This is a genomic window from Streptomyces acidicola, from assembly GCF_009377235.1.
In the GTDB taxonomy this organism is placed as follows: Bacteria; Actinomycetota; Actinomycetes; order Streptomycetales; family Streptomycetaceae; genus Streptomyces; species Streptomyces acidicola.
This window is the reverse complement of sequence record NZ_VMNX01000068.1, coordinates 1-18,025: the sequence shown is the minus strand read 5'-3', so window position 1 is coordinate 18,025 and position 18,025 is coordinate 1. Positions and strand designations below refer to the sequence as shown.

The following is an 18,025-nucleotide window of genomic DNA, read 5'->3' as shown; positions in this document are numbered from 1 at the left end:
TACCGGCTGCGGGAAGTCTCCGGTACTGGCTGCAGTGGTGGCCATGACGGTGGTCCTGGCATCGGCCGTGGCGGTGGCCCTGGTGTCCGGCGTCGGTGCTGACTTGGTATGCCGCGCCACCACCCCCGAAAACCCGGACCATTCGCCGTATGGCACGCCCTGCCATACACCAGACGACCCGCCGCATATATGCGCCCCATAGCACTGTCTCGCCGCCGGTTGCCCCCAAACCACCGCATTGATCATCGCTCTGCGTGAAGGCGGTGCCGCCAGGCAGAGATCACGGTCACATACGGTCACCGGTGGTCCACTGGGGCCAGTTCCGTACATGGCGTCACCGAGTGGACACAGCCACGCTTAGCGTCCTCCAGCAGGTGCCCGCTCCCCACCGCCGCCCGGGCCAGGGGCGGCAGTCGGGCACCTCCGCCGAGAGGTCCGGCGGCGGCCCGCTGCCCCTGTGCGGGCCGCCGCCGGACGCGTGACCGCCGACCCCCATGGCGGCCGCGGCCGAAGAGGCCGTCTCGGTCGTAACGCGTCGTACGAAAGGACGTGACGTCCCCTTGCCAGTGCACCGCAGGCCCAGACAGCGCCCCCTCAGCGGCACCACGGCCCGTACCGCTGTCACGATCGCCCTGGCGGGCGCGGCGAGCGCGACCGGCTTCGACGGCACCGGGCACGCCGAACCGCAGCCCACAGCGGCGCAGGCCAGGGCGAAGGTGAACAAGCTGTACGAACAGGCGGAGGTCGCCACCGAGCAGTACAACGGCGCGAAGGAGGAGGCCGACAAGGCGCGGAAGCGGCTGGAGGACCTGCGGGACGAGGCGGCTCGCCGCACGGAGGGGCTGAACTCCGCACGCGAGAAGCTGGGTTCGGTGGCGGCGGCGCAGTACCGCGGTGACGGCATCGACCCCGCGGTGCAACTCGCGCTGAGCGACGACCCGGACGTGTATCTGGACGGTGCGGCCTTCGCCGAACGGATCGGCAGCCGACAGGCGTCGGACGTGGCAAACGTACGTAGGCAGTTGCGGGAGATCGAGCGACTGCGGGGCGCCGCGCGCGTCGAACTGTCGCGGCTCTCGTCCCGGCAGGCAGAGCTGAAGCGGCACAGGGGGACGATCACGGGAAGGCTGGGCGAGGCGAGACGTCTGCTGGCGCGGTTGCCGGAGGGCGCCCGGGCTGGGCTGGACGCGGCGGCGGGCGCGGGGCGCGCATCGCGGTCCGGTGCCCCGGCGCGCGACCTCGGACCGGTCCTGGCGGCCTCCTCCACCGCCCAGGCACCCAGTTCACGGGCGGCCGCGGCCCTGTCGTACGCCTACGGCAAGCTCGGCAGCCCATACGTGTGGGGCGCGACCGGTCCCGACGCCTTCGACTGCTCCGGGCTCACCCAGGCGGCCTACCGCGCGGCGGGGGTCTCACTGCCCCGGACGACGTATACGCAGATCGGCACCGGGCAGCGCATCGCGCGCTCCCAGCTCCTGCCCGGTGACCTGGTGTTCTTCTACTCCGGGATCAGCCACGTGGGCATCTACGTGGGGAACGGTCAGATGATCCACGCGCCCCGTCCGGGGACGCAGGTGCGGGTGGCGCCACTCGACGAGATGCCGTTCGCGGGCGCCACGCGGGTGGCGTGAGCCTCAGGGCGCGACGGCGGAGGCCGCGTAGCCGAGGAAGAGGAACCGGCCGCCGCCTTGAGCTCGAACCCGGACTCGAACCCGGACTCGGACTCGACGCCGGGCTCGGACTCACCCCTGGCTCCGGCATCGGCCTCGGGCTCGGCCTCGCGCCCAGGCTCGGGCTCGGGCTCGGGCTCGGGCTGGAGTCTGGGGTCAGGGCTGGGGCTGGAGTCTGGGGTCAGGGCTGGGGCTCTCAGGACTGCCTCACACCAACCGTCGTGCCGTCGCCCACCTCGTCAGTTCGTGCCGGTTGGAGAGCTGCAACTTCCGCAGCACCGCCGAGACATGGGACTCCACCGTCTTGACGGAGATGTACAGCTGCTTGGCGATCTCCTTGTACGCATAGCCGCGGGCGATGAGGCGGAGGACCTCACGCTCGCGCTGGGTGAGACGGTCCAGGTCTTCGTCGACGGGCGGGGCGTCCGTGGAGGCGAAGGCGTCGAGGACGAAGCCGGCCAGCCTCGGCGAGAACACCGCGTCGCCCTCCTGGACGCGGAAGATGGAGTCGACCAGATCCGTGCCGGTGATCGTTTTGGTGACGTACCCCCGGGCGCCACCCCGGATGACACCGATGACGTCCTCCGCCGCGTCCGAGACGGAGAGGGCCAGGAAGCGGACGGGCTGCTCGGCGTCCGACATCAACGCGGCGCACCGGCGCAGCACTTCGACCCCGCCCCCGCCCGGGAGGTGCACGTCGAGGAGCACCACCTCGGGCCGTGTGGCCGAGATGACGCTCACCGCCTGGTCGACGTCCGCCGCCTCCCCGACGACCTCGACACCGGTGCGCTCCGTCTCCCCGATCTCCGCCTGCACGCCCGTACGGAACATGCGGTGGTCGTCGACCAGCACGACCCGGACCCGACGTCCGGGCGCCGAACCGCTCGCCTCCGCCGAGCCGCCCGGCGCGTTCGAGTCCGTCGGGGCACCCGGCGTACCAGTAGGACCGGTGGGACTGGTGGGACTGGTGGGACTGGTGGGACTGGTGAGACCCGTGGGACCCGTGGGGCCGGCACCGGGAGCCGGACCGTCCTGCCCAATCGGACCGCTGGCCCCGTTCGCGTCGCTCATGACGTCGTCTCCGCCCTCTCCATCTCCAGCTCGACCTCCGTGCCGCCGTCCGGCACGGCGCGCAGCCGTGCCGTACCGCCGTTGCGCTCCATGCGACCGATGATCGATTCTCTAACGCCCATGCGGTCGGCGGGTATCGAGTCGAGGTCGAAGCCTGGGCCCCGGTCACGCACGGACACGAAGACCGTCCCTCCCTCGACTTCGGCGAAGACCTGTACGGCGCCGCCCTCGCCACCGTACTTGGCGGCGTTCACCATCGCTTCGCGCGCAGCCTGCATCTGCGCGCCCAGGCGTTCGTCGAGCGGGCAGTCGCCGACGACCACGACCTCGATGGGGACGCCGTGCTTGTCCTCCACCTCGGCGGCGCTGCGCTTCACGGCCTCCGCGAGTGTGTCGGGCTCCTCGTCCTCGTCCTTGCCGGTGCCTTCCGGCTTGTAGAGCCAGTTGCGCAGGTCGCGCTCTTGGGCACGGGCGAGGCGGCGTACCTCGTTCGCGTTCTCCGCGTTGCGTTGTATCAGGGTCAGGGTGTGCAGCACCGAGTCATGGACGTGGGCCGCGACCTCCGCCCGCTCCTGGGCGCGGATGCGCATCAGCCGCTCCTCGGAGAGGTCCTGGGTCATGCGGACGAGGTACGGGCCGGCCAGCAGCGCTATCCCCACGAGGACCGCGAGCGCGGCCTGCAGGACCGACCCGAGGTGGGCGGCGGAGCCCTGCAGGACGAATATCCCGGAGACGCCCGCGGTGACGAGCAGCACACCGCCCACGGAACGGAGCAGCGTGAGCGTGCGCCGACGGCGGCCGACCTCGACCCAGCGGGCCCGCCGTGCGTTGTCCGCCTGGCGCCAGACCAGGGCGACACCGGCGGCAACCAGCACGGTCGGCCACAGATACGCCTTGGCCCCGTCGCCGAGGTTCACATTGCCGACGAAGACCATGGCCACGACGACCATGAGGAGCAAGGCGACGATCTGGCCCTTGTCCGGTCTGCGCGCCACGAGTTTTCGCCGGCCGTCCGGCGACGTCTCCGTGGAAACGGCCGGGGGCCGCTGGTTGTCGACACCGCCCACGCCGAGCGGGACGAAGAACCAGAACGCCGCGTACAGCAGCGCGCCGAGGCCGTCGGCGAGGAACAGGCCGACGAACACGAGCCTCAGCCATGTCACGGGCAGCCCAAGATGCCCTGCGAGCCCCCGCGCCACGCCTCCGAGCCAGCGACCGTCGCTGCTGCGGTAGAGCTTGCGCGGGGGCCGCGGGACGTCGACTGGCACTGTTGCGGCTTCCGGCATGCCATTGATGTTCACACGCATGGCGGACCATGGCATCAGGGTCTACCCCGGAGACGCCCCTGATCTCCGACCGGCTCATGATCGAACAGTTCCCGGGGCCAATATCAGGGTTGGGCCAGGGTCATCCCGACTGCCGCGGGGCGGTCTCGGCAGCCACGATGGACACATGACAGATCAGCAGCACGCGGCACCGGAGCCGGGCCCCGGCTCGGACGCCCGGCGGACGGCCACCGAGCCGCAGGACGCCGTGCCCGCCCAGGACAAGGGCGGCACCGTGCCCGGACCGGGCCTGGGCAAGGAGCCGCGCGCGCACGGGGGCGCACACGCGCATGCGGGCGCGGTCGCAGGTGCGCACGCGGACGCAGGCACGCCCGCGGATCAAGCAGGCCCATCCGGGCAGGCGAGCCAATCGGGACAGGCGGGTCAAGACAGACTCACAGACCAATCAGCGGCGGGCTCACCGGCCGGGGGCGCGAGCCCGGTGACGAACGAACCGAGGAACGAACCGAGGAACGAACCACGCGACGAGCTGACGAGCGAGCCGGTGGACGGGCCTCCCGACCGGAACGCGGTCGGGCCTGCGGGGCAGGCGAGGAACACGGATCAGTCATCCGGGGGCACCCCACCCACCGGGCCCACGGCTCAGGTCGCCGCCGACGGCTCCACCACGCCCCCGGCCCCCACCGGGTTCCGCCGTGACCGACGACACAAGATGCTGGCCGGGGTGTGCGCGGGGCTGGGGCGGCAGTGCGACATGGATCCGGTGATCTTCCGGATCGTGCTCACTGTCCTGTCGGTGAGCGGCGGCATAGGCCTCATCTTCTACGGCTTCGTCTGGCTGTTCGTCCCGTACGACGACGAGGAGGAGAACGAGGTACGCAAGCTGCTGACCGGCCGTGTCGACGGCCAGGCCCTGGCGGCCGTGCTCTTCGCCCTGGTCGGCTGTGGCGTCTTCCTCACCATGCTGGGCAACGGCGGGGTGCTGACCTTCGCGGTGGTCCTCGCCCTGCTCCTCGCGGGCGCGGGCTACTGGTCGCAGCAGCGCAGCGCCCCGGACCCCGACCCGCTTGCCGCACAGGCCGTCGCCGACGCCCCACCGGAGGCGCAGGCGCCGCCCGTCCCCATTTCCTACCCGTCCTGGTGGCGTGACCCGATCGTCAAGGACGGCAGGCACGTGGGCAGGACGGGCTATCTGTGGGGACCCTGGGATGCCCGGGACCGCGACGTCGCGGCGGCCATCAACATCGCCCGGGGGACACGGTCCCACCAGGACATACGTGCCGCCCAGACGCCCAAGCCGCGGGGGCCTCGCTGGATAGGCGGCTGGGTGTTCCTGCTCGCGCTGCTCGCCGGCGGTCTCGCTACCGGCCTGACGTGGGACGACCACGCACTGGGGACGAGCCTGCAGGCAGGCCTGGCCTGCGCCCTCGCCGTGTTCGGCCTGGGCATCGGGGTCAGCGCGTTCCTGGGACGTACGGGTGCGGGGTCGATCTTCCTCGCGGTGGTGACGGCAGGTCTGATGGTGTGCTCGGCGGCACTTCCGGCCGACATCAGCACCCACTGGATACGCACGACCTGGGCGCCGACCGCAGTGGCGGGCGTGCAGCCGACGTACACGCTGGGCAGCGGTGTGGGCACCTTGGACCTGACACGCATGGACGTGCCGAAGGGCAGGACCGTGACGACCCGCGCGGAAGTGGGCGTGGGCAAGCTGGAGGTGGTGGTCCCCTCGGACGTCACGGCGCGTCTGACGATCGAAGTGGGCGTGGGAGACATCCAGTTGCCCGGCGAAAAGAAGGAGGACGTGGACGTGGCACCGGGCAAGGCGAAGCAGCTGACCCTCTCCGCCGAGAAGGGGGACACCGATGACGGGAAGTCCGGCGGCACGATCCGTGTCCACCTCCAGGTCGGCATGGGCCAGGCGGAGGTGACCCGTGCTGCGGCATGACGTTCAGCCCGGCAAGCTCGTCGCGGGCTTCTTCCTCACCCTCACCGCCGTCATCTACGCCGGAGACGCGGGCGGTGCCTGGGAAGCCCCTTGGTTCGTGGCCCTACCCCTGGTCACCGCAGGCCTCTGCCTGGCGGGCGCCACGGCGCTCCTGACGCACGCGATACGACGACGCCGATCGTCCCCGCGTACGGGGCACGCTCCCGGGAACAGGCAGACGTCAGACGCCGGGGCGTCGAGCAGGACCGAGTAACGGCCCTTTCAGGTCCTGCCTCGCGGAGCAGCAGGGGCGGCGGCGTCCTCACGGTCGAGGGCGAGATGCTCCCGGAGCGGAGCGGGAGAACCGCCTGGGCACACGTGCCGATCCGGCACAGGGTCGTCCTGGATCACGGGGCGCCCGGAGCAACCAGGCACCGCGCGCCGGCCGTAGGCGGTCAGTGACATGCGGCAGTGCGGCACCGCAGCGGCACGGCTGTGCGCCAGTTCAGCAGCACGGCTGTGCGGCAGCTCAGCGATAGGCGCCCATACGTTGCCGTCGGCGGTTGCGGATGGCCGCGTCGATGGAGAGGACCGAGGCGCCGGCGAGAACGAGGGGGAGCCAGGCCATGAGGTAGGCGAGGTCGTTGCCGTAGTAGTAGGGGTCGGATGCCCAGCTGACGGTCAGCCAGAGGCTGAGGGAGATCAGGGCGCCACCGAAGGCCGCGAGGCGGGCGAGGAGGCCGACGAGGGTGCCGATACCGACGGCGAGTTCACCGAAGGCGATGGCGTAGCCGAAGCCGACGGGGTTCTTGAGGGCGAGATCGATGAGGGCGGGGATCGCCGAGGTGTCGCGGACCGCGCGCATCATGTCCCCGACCGAGCCGGAGCCGGCATCGGACAGGAAGGCGCTGTCGGTGAGTTTGTCCAGGCCGGCGTAGATGAAGGTGACGCCGAGAAAAACCCTGAGGGGGAGCAGGGCGTAACGGGTGGCGGTGTCCCGCCAGTCCCGGCCGCCATCGAAGTAGGGGGTCCGCGTGTCCGTACGAATACTGTGAGTCATGACTGTCCGCCGCCTCTCGCCGCCGTGCCGTTGACCCCTCAACAGACCATACGTACGAAAGGGGGGAGCCGCTCAATGAGCGCGCATCAGATTTCTGTGAAGATTGCCTTTGGGATCGTTGTCTTTGGGATCGTTGCCCGGTTTCTCTCAGCGGGTTTCCGCACGGCTCGGTCGGCCCTGGCCCCGTACCGGCCAAACGATCCGAACCAGGCCCACGTGGCCCACGCCCAACACCTTGTCTGTCGACGGTCGGTCAACGGACCAGTCGGCCACTCGGACAGTCGGTCACTCCATCGGTCGGCCAGTCAGCCGGCCGGCCAGTCAGTCGGTCACCTCGATCAGGCACCGGTTCGTCTCCACCCCGGCGGCGGTCACCACCTGGACCTCCACTCGGCCGGGCTCCACGTCGGCGGGGACCGGCACGGTGAGGACGGCGTCCGTGGGGTTGCTGAAGCCTCCGACGACGGGTACGAGCGGGACGTGGACGTGGACGGCACCGATACGGACGACCATCCGGGAGAGGCGATCGGCGGCCTGGGCGCCCGGCGGTACGAAGCCGGCGCCGCGGATCTCGATGTCGTCGCCGGTCCGGATGGGCGCGTCGAGGTCGCCGGCCTCACGGGCTCGGACCACGGAGAGGATCACGGGGCGGCCGCCCTCCGCGTACTTGCCGGCGACGTACGTGGCCGCGGAGACCAGCACCAGCAGCGCCAGCCCCCAGGGCAGGTCGGGGAGTTGGTCGGGGCGGCGGGCCAGACGTACGAGCGCGAAGGCGAGGGCGACGGCGTTCACGACGACGTACTGGATGTCGGTGAAGCTGCCGCGGCCGCAGTCGTCGGTGAGAAGGTCGGAGGCGCGTGGGCGGTCGGCGCGGACCTTCTGCAGGCGCTGCCCGAGGACGCGCAGGCCCACCACCCGCCGGACCAGCACGGCGATCCCGCACACCACGGCGAGAACAGTCACCACGCCCGCGCCCCGGGCGAGATCGAGCCCGGTGATCAGCGCGTCCCGCTTGCCGTGGTCCGAGGCGGCGGCGAGTTGTCCGACGAGCACCAGGACTGCGTACCCGGCGAGGAGCACCCAGCTCGCGGCCACGGCGCGGGAGGTGGACAGCCGATTGTCCTCACCGATCACGGGGGCCAGAGCGCCGCCCTTCTTACGGTGCAGGTATCCGGCGCCCGTCACCGCCAAGCCCACCACCAGTGCGGCCAGCAGACCGGCCGTGCGTGCCGCCGTCCAGCCCGCTCCGATCGCGGTGAGTGCCTGGACCAGGAGCAGGAACAGGAAGGCGCCCCACAGGACGTAGGCCGTGCGCAGCCACAGGCGGCCCAGCCATGCCTCGCCCTCCACTCGACCGCGCTCGGCGACGAGGGCGGCGGACTGGGTGAGTTCGTCGGAGACCCACTGGCGGGACGCCGACGCGGAGTACGCGACCGCTGCGGGCAGTCCCTGGCCGGACGCGAACTCCTCGCGCATGAGCAGGAATTCAGCGACCGCGCGCCGGTGTCCCTCGCGTGCGCCGTGGGGGCAGTCCCCGCACGCGCAGCCGCCCTCATGGGCGCCCGCGCCCTGCCTCGCCTCCTGCACCGCCACGCCCGTGCCCGCCTTCCCCGCGCCGTTTCTCCTCCGTACGCCTGCGTCATGCGACAGCCGTACATCCACCCTGTGATGACAGGGAATTCTGCCGTACGGAACAGGGCCTTCATCCGGCAGGTCTGGTCAATGCGGGGTGAAGAGAGGAGAAGCGTGTTGACCAGGACGGCGACGCTCACATCAGCGCCCGTTCAGGAGTGTGGGGCTGTGAGATGCCGCGGCACCACCGGGTGGGCGCGAACAACCACACCCACCCCGCACCACCCCACCGGCCTTTCTCGCCGGCACTCCTCCCGCGGAGCGGCGCGCTGCGAGAATCTCCCTATGGCCGAGATCATCCAGCGCGACGGGACCTGGGCCTTCGACGGCATCACGGTCCGGATCACGCCGGGACTCCACCGCACCGTGCCGCTGTTCCGACAGACGTACGGGGAGATAGCGGTGCCCCTCGAAGCGGTGTCGGGCATCGTCTACGAACCCGAGCGCAAGCGCGGACGGCTCCGGCTCAGGCTCCGCGAGGGCTGTGATCCGCTGCTCCAGGCGACCGGTGGGCGACTCCCCGACGCGGCCGATCCCTACCGGCTGACGGTCGACATCGACCGCGCGGGCGTCGCCGAGTACGTGGCGGAGGAGGTACGGCAAGCCCTGCTGCTGGAGCAGACACCCAAGGAACCCGCCAGGACCTATCTGCTGCCCGGCCCTCCGGTGCCGGTGTCCGTGCGGTCCAGTGACGGCATGGTGTCGTTCGACGGTACGCAGGTGCGGATCGACTGGAGCGACACCTCCGACCGGGTCAAGCGCGCGACAGGGCCGCGCATCCTTGCGATCGGTGAGCTGGTGCAGGTGGAGTGGCTGCCCAACACCGGGTACGAGGACGGGTTCATGCGGTTCGTGACGCGCGAGACGGTGTTCTCCAAGCTGCCGCCCGAGAAGGACCCGTACGCGCTCGACCTGTGGGGCAGTTCTCGTCGCGACCTGCTCACGGCCCTCGTCGCCACTGCGGTCACCGCCCGGCTCCCGCACCCGTCGACCCGCGCGATCGACGACGTGGAGCGCCCCCGGTTCGCCGCCGCGACCGCATCCGCGGCCGACCATCACGACGTCCTCCTGCGCAGGTTAAGGGAGTTGGGGGAACTGCACCGGGACGGGGTGCTCACGGACGAGGAGTTCGCGATGACGAAGGCGGCCGTGCTACGGGGTTTCTAGGTGCCGCGCCAAGGGGTTGCTTCCAGACGTAGTGCTACGGGGTTCCGAGGTCTCGTGCCGTACCCATACCAATACCCGTACCGTGTCGTGTCGTGTCGTGTCGTGCTGCGCGGTTTCCGCGGTTTCGTTCCGCGTGAACGAGGTGTCTGGACCAGGGAACATGCGGCATGGATGGTGCGCTAGCTCAGCAGGTCGGGCTCGCTTCTGCTGATGTCCTGCCACAGGGGCTGGTAGTTGATCCACGCCACCAGGTCGCCGCCGAGTTGCTCCCGCGTGGCCACCGCCTGCCGATGACCGATGAGCACGGGCCGCCCCGCAGCCTTCGCGTTGAGCTGGACCTGGGCCGACCGCTCCATCGACAGGAACCACCAGGCCGCCGCGTCCACCGAGTTGCCGACTGTCAGTAACCCGTGGTTGCGCAGGACCAGGGCCTTGCGGCTGCCGAGCGCGGACGCGATCCGGCGGCCCTCGTCGGCGTCGACGGCGACACCGGTGTACGCGTCGTAGAGCGCGTGGTCCTCGTAGAACGCGCAGCTCTCCTGGGTGATCGGGTCCAGCAGCTCGGCAAGCGCCGAGAGAGCGCGGCCGTGCACCGAGTGACAGTGGGCGACCGCGACGACGTCCGGGCGGGCGGCGTGCACCCGGGCGTGCACGGTGAACGCCGCCTGGTTCACGTGGTAGCGACCGTGGATCACCTGCCCCTCGGCGTTCGCCATGACCAGATCACTCACCGTGACATGCTTGAACGGCATCCCGAACGGATTGACCCAGAAGCAGTCGCTGAACTCCGGGTCGCGGGCGGTGATGTGCCCCGAGACCCCGTCCTCGAACCCGAGCCGCCCGAAGACCCGCAGTGCCCCGGCCAGCCGCTCCTTGCGGTGCCGGCGCTCGTCGTCCAGCGAGTCGTGCATCGGCGGCATGGCAAACTGCAGCTGGTCGGTGGGTAGGGGCAGGGGCGGTGTGGGCCCGTGCATATGTCCTCCAGCACTGGGTTCCTGTACGGAGCGGAAGTTACCCTCAGTCCCCGTAAGAGGACAGGGCCGTCGAGTGAAGAGTGTGCGTAACCGTTACGGAAGTCACGGATGCGCATCGCCCCTCACGACGCCGCCACCACGCCGTCGCCCCACGACCTCGCCCCCGTACCCTCGCCCCGCGCCCTCACCGCCACAACAAGAGAGCCGGAATACGCGACAGAAGGTGTCGGGTATGAGCGCCAGACTCGCCGCATGAACCACATCGATGTGAACACGGGTACGAACTGGGCCGCCTTCGCCGGCGCCGAACCCGACCTCGCCGGAACCGTCGAGGAGCGCTTCGGCGCCTTCACGCACCACGTCCTCGCGACGCTCCGCAAGGACGGTTCGCCGCGCACGACCGGGCTCGAGGTCCGTTTCCTGGGCGGTGAGCTGTGGCTCGGCATGATGCCGGACTCGCTCAAGGCCCTCGACCTGCGGCGCGATCCGCGGTTCGCGATCCAGGCGAATCCGGGCTCGGGTACGGAGATGAGTGGCGGTGACGTACGGATCAGCGGGCGGGCAATCGAGGTCGAGGACCCGGAGACGAAGGCCCGCTACACGCGAGAGGTGGAACCGCCGGAGCCGTTCCACCTCTTCCGCACCGAGTTGATGGAGGTCGTACGGACCTACATCGAGGGCGACAAGTACCTGGTCGTCCAGGTCTGGAAGCCCGGAGAGCCGGTGCGCACGCTCAAACGGACCTGACGCTCAAACGGACCTGATGCTCAAACGGTCCCGGCCCTCAAACGGACCTGAGCCCCAGAAAACGCGAAGGGGCTCACTCCCACTCGATGGTCCCCGGTGGCTTGCTCGTCACGTCCAGGACGACCCGGTTGACGTCCTTGACCTCGTTCGTGATGCGGGTGGAGATGCGAGCGAGGACGTCGTACGGCAGGCGCGACCAGTCGGCCGTCATCGCGTCCTCACTCGACACGGGGCGGAGGACGATCGGGTGGCCGTACGTCCGGCCGTCGCCCTGGACGCCGACGCTGCGTACGTCCGCGAGCAGCACCACGGGGCACTGCCAGATGTCGCGGTCGAGGCCTGCGGCCGTCAGTTCCTCGCGGGCGATGGCGTCGGCCTCGCGGAGCAGGTCGAGGCGGTCCTTGGTGACCTCGCCGACGATACGGATACCGAGGCCGGGGCCCGGGAACGGCTGACGCTGGACGATCTCGTCCGGCAGGCCGAGCTCCTGGCCGACCATACGGACCTCGTCCTTGAAGAGCTTGCGGAGCGGCTCGATGAGCTCGAACTCCAGGTCCTCGGGGAGGCCGCCCACGTTGTGGTGCGACTTGATGTTGGCGGTGCCGGTGCCGCCGCCGGACTCGACCACGTCCGGGTAGAGGGTGCCCTGGACAAGGAACGCCACCTCGGGGCCCTCGTCCGCGATGATCTCCGCCTGGGCCTGCTCGAAGACCCGGATGAACTCGCGGCCGATGATCTTCCGCTTCTCCTCGGGGTCGGTGACCCCGGCGAGCGCCTTGAGGAAACGCTCCTCGGCGTCGACGACCTTCAGCTGAACGCCGGTGGCCCCGACGAAGTCCTTCTCGACCTGCTCGGTCTCGCCCTTGCGCATCAGGCCGTGGTCGACGTACACGCAGGTCAGCTGGGAGCCGATGGCCCTCTGCACGAGGGCTGCGGCGACCGCCGAGTCCACGCCGCCGGAGAGGCCGCAGATCGCGCGCCTGGTGCCGACCTGCTCGCGGATGGCCGCGACCTGCTCCTCGATCACGTTGCCGGTGGTCCAGGAAGGGGTGAGGCCCGCGCCCCGGTACAGGAAGTGCTCCAGGACCTGCTGGCCGTGCGTGGAGTGCATGACCTCGGGGTGGTACTGGACGCCGTACAGCTTCTTCTCGTCGTTCTCGAAGGCGGCGACCGGGACGACGTCCGTGGAGGCCGTGACGGTGAAGCCCTCGGGGGCGGCGCTGCACGCGTCACCGTGGGACATCCACACCGACTGCTCGCCCGGGGTGCCCTCGAAGAGGGTGGAGCCCGGCTTGGAGACGTGAAGGGACGTACGGCCGTACTCGCGCGCGCCGGTGTTGTCGACCGTGCCGCCGAGGACCTGGGCCATCAGCTGGAAGCCGTAGCACATACCGAAGACAGGGACCCCGGACTCGAAGATCTCGCGGTCCAGACGGGGGGCGCTCTCAGCGTAGACCGACGAGGGGCCGCCGGAGAGGATGATCGCCGCCGGGTTCTTGGCGAGCATCTCCGCGACCGGCATGGTGCTCGGCACGATCTCGCTGTAGACCCGGGCCTCACGGACTCGGCGGGCGATGAGCTGGGCGTACTGCGCGCCGAAGTCGACGACCAGGACGGTGTCGGGGGTGGCGGCAGCGGGGGTCGCTGATGACACGGGGTGCCTTCCGGCGGTTGGGCGGGGGTCTGTGCTGCCGAGTCTAACCGGGGGTGTTGATTCGGGGTGCCTGCGCCGGTTTTTCGCCCCGCCACCCCTGCCCGTCCCATCGCCAGGGGCTCCGCCCCCTGCACTGTCTGGCCTGCGCCATCTCACCATCCGAACCCACTTGGTCTCCGCCCCTGCCCAGGGCCATACTGCTCGCATGCTCGAGCACCAGACGTTCGTCTTTACCTATGGCAACCGGCCCACCGGCTGCCATGGTCGTGCTGCTTGAGCAACTGACAAGCGACTTCCCAGGCGCCCCGGGCCGACAAGGCCCGGGGCGCCTCGTCGTTTCCAGGTCCTGCCGCTCCGGGGCATCCATGACGAACACGGAACAAGGAGCCCCCGCGATGACCGCCACCACGCCCACCACGCCCACCTCCACCGAGAAGACCGGCGCCCGCACCGAGGCGGCGGCCGATGTGATCACGGGCGCACGCGAACGCATCGACGCTCTGGACGACCGGATCATCGGGCTCGTCCAGGAACGGATGGCCATCTCAGCCGTCATCCAGGACGCCCGCATCGCCTCCGGCGGCCGCCGCGTGAACCTCTCCCGCGAGATGGAAATCCTCACCCACTACAGCGAGGCCCTCGGCAAGCCCGGCACCTCCCTCGCCATGACCTTGCTGGAACTGTGCCGGGGCCGTATCTGAACAACCCCCTGCACCGGCGCACCACCCCGCACGCGAGCCCGGCGCACGCCCGTCCGCACTCCCTCTCACCCGGACGGCGCGTGACCGCCGTACGGCACGCCTCGTTGGTCCCGGTGTCCGCGCCAGCCAGGCGCGGGTCCGAAAGAACCACGCGTGGCTCCGCTGGGGCGATGAGGCGTACGGATCGTGCTGTGCGCCGTGGGACCTCGCTCCAGGGTCGTGACCGGACGGCAGGGGACAGCAGCCCGGTCACCCAAGAGAACGGTCGGCTTCGGGGACGCCCGGAGCCGATCGGCGGAATCTGTTCAAGGGTGGTCGAAACGGTTGCGGAGGCCGTGCCCCATCCAGCACGATGCAGGGACAGCCCGCACCGGACAACCGCACTGCACAGCCCGACTGCCAAAGGTCGAGACCACGCGCGCTTCCCCAGTGCGCCAAGGCGCCGCCCGGCGGTCGGCACACCGAGAACCAATCAAGCGGCGCAACCCCCCGGCGCCGCTCCCCAAGCACCGGCGCTGCCCTGACGCCGGTGCTGACTCCGAAGAGCCCCGCGGGACGCACCCCGCGGGGCTCTTCGCCGTCCGGCGCGCGGAACACCGAGCCGATCAACCGAGCGTTTTCCGCTTCGGCTCAGCCCGACGCCTTCTCCGGCTTCGTCAGTTTCATCAGCTTTGTCAGCTTTGTCAGCTGCGCCTCGATCACCTCAGCCGGCACCTGCACCTTGTCCGCGTCGAGGTTCATCGCGTAGAACGCCGCAAGCGTCGACCCGCTGCGAACGATCGTGAAGGTCATCGGCACGTCGGTGCCCTCGATGGAGCTCGTCAGCTTGAACGAGACCGCCTCGTCGCCCTGCTTGGGTGCCGGCAGGGCCTTGACGCCGCGGTGCTTGTAGTCGGCGTGCTCGTAGGTGGTGCACGACTTCGACTTGGCGCGCAGGTCGGCGATCACCTTCTCGGCGTCGCTCTGCTCGTACGCGAGCAGAGCGAGCGAGACGACCGTCGCGTCGAGCTCGTTCCTGGCGGTGAGGGTGCGGGCCGCGCGGGCCTCGGCCCTCGGGGTGGAGGTGAAGAAGAACATGTCCGCGATCGACTGGCAGGCGGCCGGCTCGGCGGGCACGGACTCGGCGGGGATGTCCCCCTCGGGCGTCTTCGCGATCTTGTAGCTCTTGGCGTCACCGCTCGCCAGAGCGGCCTTCTCCAACTGGGCCTCGGTCAACGGGCTCTGGCCGGCACTGCCCGCATCACTGCCCCCAGCTCCGCCCTCGCCGCCCTTCTCTTCATCGGCGGCCTTGGTGGCTGCCTCGGTGGCGGCAGACCCCGTCGGCTTCTCCACGACGTCGCCCTTGTCGCCGCCCCCACCGCACGCTGCGGTGAATCCCAGTGCGGCCACGACCGAGACGGCCACGGCTGCCCGCAACATCCTTGACTTCACGTTCCCCCACCTTCGGCTCCGACGCAGGCCTGCACGCCTCGCATGCGGCCTCGTATGCACCCCACAAGACTCGGACAGTTTCATCCGAGTCGACACACATCACATCATGTACGCGACATCACAGTATGACGGCATGACGGCATGGAGGCATGGAGGCATGGAGGCATGGAGGCATGGGGGCATGGAGGCATGGGGGCATGACAGCGTCGCAATATCGCGCCATGCCCCGACCTCCATCCGCATGTGACCCAACACACATAAGGATTCTGTGAAGTCGGACGCAACCCTTCTCAGGTCTCGGGGGTCACAGGTGTGCAGAAACCAACAGCCATGCCCGCGGCCCGCGGTGTGGCCGCCACCCCCCGCCCCGTATTCGTATGAGGTCTCGATGAAGCTTCGCCGCACTCTGGCCACGGCGGCCACGACGGCAGTCCTTGCGCCGCTGGCCCTGCTGTCGGCCCCGGCCGCGTTCGCCGAGGAGCCGTCGACCTCGAGCGAGACCCCGAGCGCGAGCGCGCCCGAGGCCCCGCCCGAGTCCGCCCCCGAGACGACGCCGGAGAGCACTCCGCCCACCACGACCTCGGAGCCGGAGGCCACCCCCTCCACGTCCGCGCCGGCGACCGAGGAAGAGGAGGAAGAGGGCGAGACGGACCCGACCGAGTCCCAGACCCCGACGACCACCCCGTCCCAGTCGAGCGAGCCGGAGGACCCCTCCGACCCCGAGATCCCGTTCTGCGAGGAACTGGACGAGGACTACGGCGACGCCAAGGTGTCCGCGCAGGTCAAGGGCCTGCCCGGCAAGATCGTCGCGGGCAGCGGCGCCCACTCGTTCCAGCTGGTCGTCACGAACGACAGCAGCGTGGACATCGACGGCGTCGCCTTCTACGCCGAGATCGAGAACTACGAACTGGACGAGGACAAGTTCCTCAGCCCCTACATCGACTTGGAGTTCAAGAACCCCGAGGACGGCAAGTGGACCCGGATCGGGAACGACGAGTGGGCCGGTGACTACTTCGCCTACGTCGACGAGCTGAAGGCGAAGGCGAGCCAGAAGTTCGACCTGCGCGTCAGCATCGACGCGAAGGCACCCGCGGGCGACGCCTGGTCCTTCGGTTCCGGCGCCTACCTCGACAAGGTCAACGACCAGGACTGCATCGCCGAGGGCTGGGCTCAGTACGACTTCGAGGTGCTGAAGGCCGGCTCCTCGAACCCGAACCCGGGTGAGGCCGACCCGAGTGACCCGGGCGACAAGGGCAAGGGCGAGAAGGACTCCGTGAAGAAGCCGCAGGGCGATGTCTCCGAGCTGCCGAAGGGCAACCTCGCCGAGACCGGGTCGAGCTCCGCGCTGCCGGTGATCGGCCTCGTGGGCGGCATCGCCGTCGTCGCGGGTGCGGGCGCCGTGTTCCTGGTCCGCCGCCGCAAGGGTGCGGACGCCGTCGCCTAGGACCACCGCGAGCCGCGTAAGGCATCACGCCTCGCACAAACAAGAAGGACCCGCGCTCGGAGGGGAGCGCGGGTCCTTCTCGTCTTGCATCTCTTCTTCCGCGGATTCCCGTACTCCGCTGCTGACTCTGCTTCCTCTGCTTCCTCTGCTTTCTCTGCTTTTCTCTGCTTCGCTGCTTCGCTGCTTCCTCTACTTCTTCGGCGGTACCGTCGGCACCCCCAGGAAGGGCAGCCGCAGTGCCCCGAACGCGTTCTCCGGGACCGCCGGGTGCCGGGGCTCCACCGGCTTCAGCCGCTCGTACGCGGCGCCCGGGGCCGGACGCGGGTCGGCCTCGCCCTTGTTGGGCCAGTACGACATCGCGCGCTCGGCCTGGGCGGTGATGGTGAGCGACGGGTTCACGCCGAGGTTCGCCGAAACCGCGGCGCCGTCGACGACCGAGATGCCCGGGTGGCCGTACAGCCGGTGGTACGGGTCGATCACGCCTTCCTCGGGGGACGCCCCGATCGGGCAGCCGCCCAGGAAGTGCGCGGTGAGCGGGGTGCCCATCAGCTCGCCCACGTTGCTGCCGGCGAAGCCGTTGATCTCGGCGGCGAGGGCGGAAGCGGTCTCCGTGGCGGCCCAGATCTGCTTGGGGTTGGGGGCGCCGTGTCCCTGACGTGCCGTCAGCAGGCCCTTCCCCAGGCCCTTGTCCTTCAGGTACGTGGTCAGGGAGTTGTCCAGCGACTGCATCACCAGGCCGATGATGGTCCGCTCCGACCAGCTTCGGTTGGACAGCGAGCGGACCACGAGCCAGGGGTGCCGTGCGGCGTGCGCGAGCCAGCCCAGAGCCCTCGACGAGCCCTCCGCGTACGGCACCTGGAGGATGGACAGGCCACCCATCGCGTTGGAGCCCTTGCCGTAGCGGACGGGCTCGATGTGAGTGTTCTCGTCGGGGTGGATCGAGGACGTGATGGCCACGCCCCGCGTGAAGTCGGCCCGGGGAGCGCCGTGCGCCTTGCGGTAGCGCCGGTTGTCGGTCTGCGCGCCCACCAGCGCCTCGGAGTTCGTACGGGTGAGCATGCCCAGCCTCGGTGAGAGGTACGGCAGTTGGCCACCCGCCTTCATGCGGTGCAGCAGCGTCTGGGTGCCGTACGTGCCGGCTGCGAGCACGATGCGCCGCGCCTTGAAGACCCGCCCGACCTGGCCGTCTCGTCCCACCCGGCCGTCTCGCCCGACCCGACCGTCTCGCCCGACCCGACCGTTCCCGTTCACTTCCTCCTCC

At 70.0% G+C, this 18,025-nt stretch carries 15 protein-coding genes; 7 read left to right on the top strand and 8 right to left on the bottom strand.

The genetic code is table 11. The features are described from left to right. Positions 1-560: 560 nt before the first annotated feature. Complete coding sequence (locus FPZ41_RS19450) at positions 561-1,631, top strand: C40 family peptidase (RefSeq protein ID WP_152864300.1); 1,071 nt, start codon at positions 561-563, stop codon at positions 1,629-1,631. Between the two features lie 246 nt (positions 1,632-1,877). Here FPZ41_RS19450 and FPZ41_RS19445 read toward each other — a convergent pair whose 3' ends face one another. Together FPZ41_RS19445 and FPZ41_RS19435 are read right to left on the bottom strand one after the other, a co-directional pair. Beyond that, positions 1,878-2,741 (bottom strand): response regulator transcription factor, encoded by an 864-nt coding sequence (locus tag FPZ41_RS19445; RefSeq protein WP_322620438.1) that lies wholly within the window; start codon positions 2,739-2,741, stop codon positions 1,878-1,880. Continuing rightward, positions 2,738-4,027, bottom strand: a complete 1,290-nt coding sequence (locus tag FPZ41_RS19435; protein ID WP_152864298.1) for an ATP-binding protein — start codon at positions 4,025-4,027, stop codon at positions 2,738-2,740. Before FPZ41_RS19435 ends, FPZ41_RS19445 begins: the two co-directional genes overlap by 4 nt. 166 nt (positions 4,028-4,193) lie before the next feature. Here FPZ41_RS19435 and FPZ41_RS19430 point away from each other — a divergent pair, with 166 nt between their 5' ends. Beyond that, the gene (locus FPZ41_RS19430) at positions 4,194-5,975 is read left to right on the top strand and encodes a PspC domain-containing protein (RefSeq protein ID WP_228022836.1); all 1,782 of its coding nucleotides are present in this window, start codon (positions 4,194-4,196) and stop codon (positions 5,973-5,975) included. After that, positions 5,962-6,228, top strand: a complete 267-nt coding sequence (locus FPZ41_RS19425) for a hypothetical protein (RefSeq protein WP_322620437.1) — start codon at positions 5,962-5,964, stop codon at positions 6,226-6,228. Before FPZ41_RS19430 ends, FPZ41_RS19425 begins: the two co-directional genes overlap by 14 nt. Positions 6,229-6,483: 255 nt before the next feature. On the opposite strand, the gene FPZ41_RS19420 is transcribed toward FPZ41_RS19425, so the two are convergent. Both FPZ41_RS19420 and FPZ41_RS19415 read right to left on the bottom strand, forming a co-directional pair. Next, positions 6,484-7,014: a DoxX family protein gene (locus FPZ41_RS19420; RefSeq protein WP_131570472.1), complete on the bottom strand. Its 531-nt coding sequence runs from the start codon at positions 7,012-7,014 to the stop codon at positions 6,484-6,486. Positions 7,015-7,335: 321 nt separating this feature from the next. Then, positions 7,336-8,607: a hypothetical protein gene (locus FPZ41_RS19415; RefSeq protein WP_322620436.1), complete on the bottom strand. Its 1,272-nt coding sequence runs from the start codon at positions 8,605-8,607 to the stop codon at positions 7,336-7,338. A gap of 324 nt (positions 8,608-8,931) precedes the next feature. Here FPZ41_RS19415 and FPZ41_RS19410 point away from each other — a divergent pair, with 324 nt between their 5' ends. Continuing rightward, positions 8,932-9,813 carry a DUF4429 domain-containing protein gene (locus FPZ41_RS19410; protein ID WP_152864296.1) on the top strand — a complete coding sequence of 294 codons (882 nt, stop codon included), beginning with the start codon at positions 8,932-8,934 and terminating at the stop codon, positions 9,811-9,813. Positions 9,814-9,992: 179 nt separating this feature from the next. Here the strand turns inward: FPZ41_RS19410 and FPZ41_RS19405 are convergent, their stop codons facing one another. Beyond that, positions 9,993-10,787, bottom strand: a complete 795-nt coding sequence (locus FPZ41_RS19405; RefSeq protein WP_152864294.1) for a class II aldolase/adducin family protein — start codon at positions 10,785-10,787, stop codon at positions 9,993-9,995. Positions 10,788-11,039: 252 nt separating this feature from the next. On the opposite strand from FPZ41_RS19405, the gene FPZ41_RS19400 reads away from it, so the two are divergent. After that, positions 11,040-11,534 carry a pyridoxamine 5'-phosphate oxidase family protein gene (locus FPZ41_RS19400; protein ID WP_152864293.1) on the top strand — a complete coding sequence of 165 codons (495 nt, stop codon included), beginning with the start codon at positions 11,040-11,042 and terminating at the stop codon, positions 11,532-11,534. Positions 11,535-11,607: 73 nt separating this feature from the next. Here the strand turns inward: FPZ41_RS19400 and guaA are convergent, their stop codons facing one another. Further along, positions 11,608-13,188 carry a glutamine-hydrolyzing GMP synthase gene (gene guaA / locus FPZ41_RS19395; protein ID WP_322620435.1) on the bottom strand — a complete coding sequence of 527 codons (1,581 nt, stop codon included), beginning with the start codon at positions 13,186-13,188 and terminating at the stop codon, positions 11,608-11,610. Positions 13,189-13,583: 395 nt separating this feature from the next. Between guaA and FPZ41_RS19390 the strand changes: the two genes are divergently transcribed. Then, positions 13,584-13,889, top strand: a complete 306-nt coding sequence (locus tag FPZ41_RS19390) for a chorismate mutase (RefSeq protein ID WP_152864292.1) — start codon at positions 13,584-13,586, stop codon at positions 13,887-13,889. A gap of 630 nt (positions 13,890-14,519) precedes the next feature. On the opposite strand, the gene FPZ41_RS19385 is transcribed toward FPZ41_RS19390, so the two are convergent. Next, entirely contained in the window at positions 14,520-15,320 is an 801-nt protein-coding gene (locus FPZ41_RS19385) for a hypothetical protein (protein ID WP_322620434.1), read from the bottom strand. 388 nt (positions 15,321-15,708) lie between these two features. On the opposite strand from FPZ41_RS19385, the gene FPZ41_RS19380 reads away from it, so the two are divergent. Then, positions 15,709-16,764 carry an LAETG motif-containing sortase-dependent surface protein gene (locus FPZ41_RS19380; protein ID WP_152864291.1) on the top strand — a complete coding sequence of 352 codons (1,056 nt, stop codon included), beginning with the start codon at positions 15,709-15,711 and terminating at the stop codon, positions 16,762-16,764. 189 nt (positions 16,765-16,953) lie between these two features. Here FPZ41_RS19380 and FPZ41_RS19375 read toward each other — a convergent pair. Continuing rightward, on the bottom strand, positions 16,954-18,025 hold a 1,072-nt coding region (locus FPZ41_RS19375), incomplete at its 5' end, for a GMC oxidoreductase (RefSeq protein ID WP_265584236.1).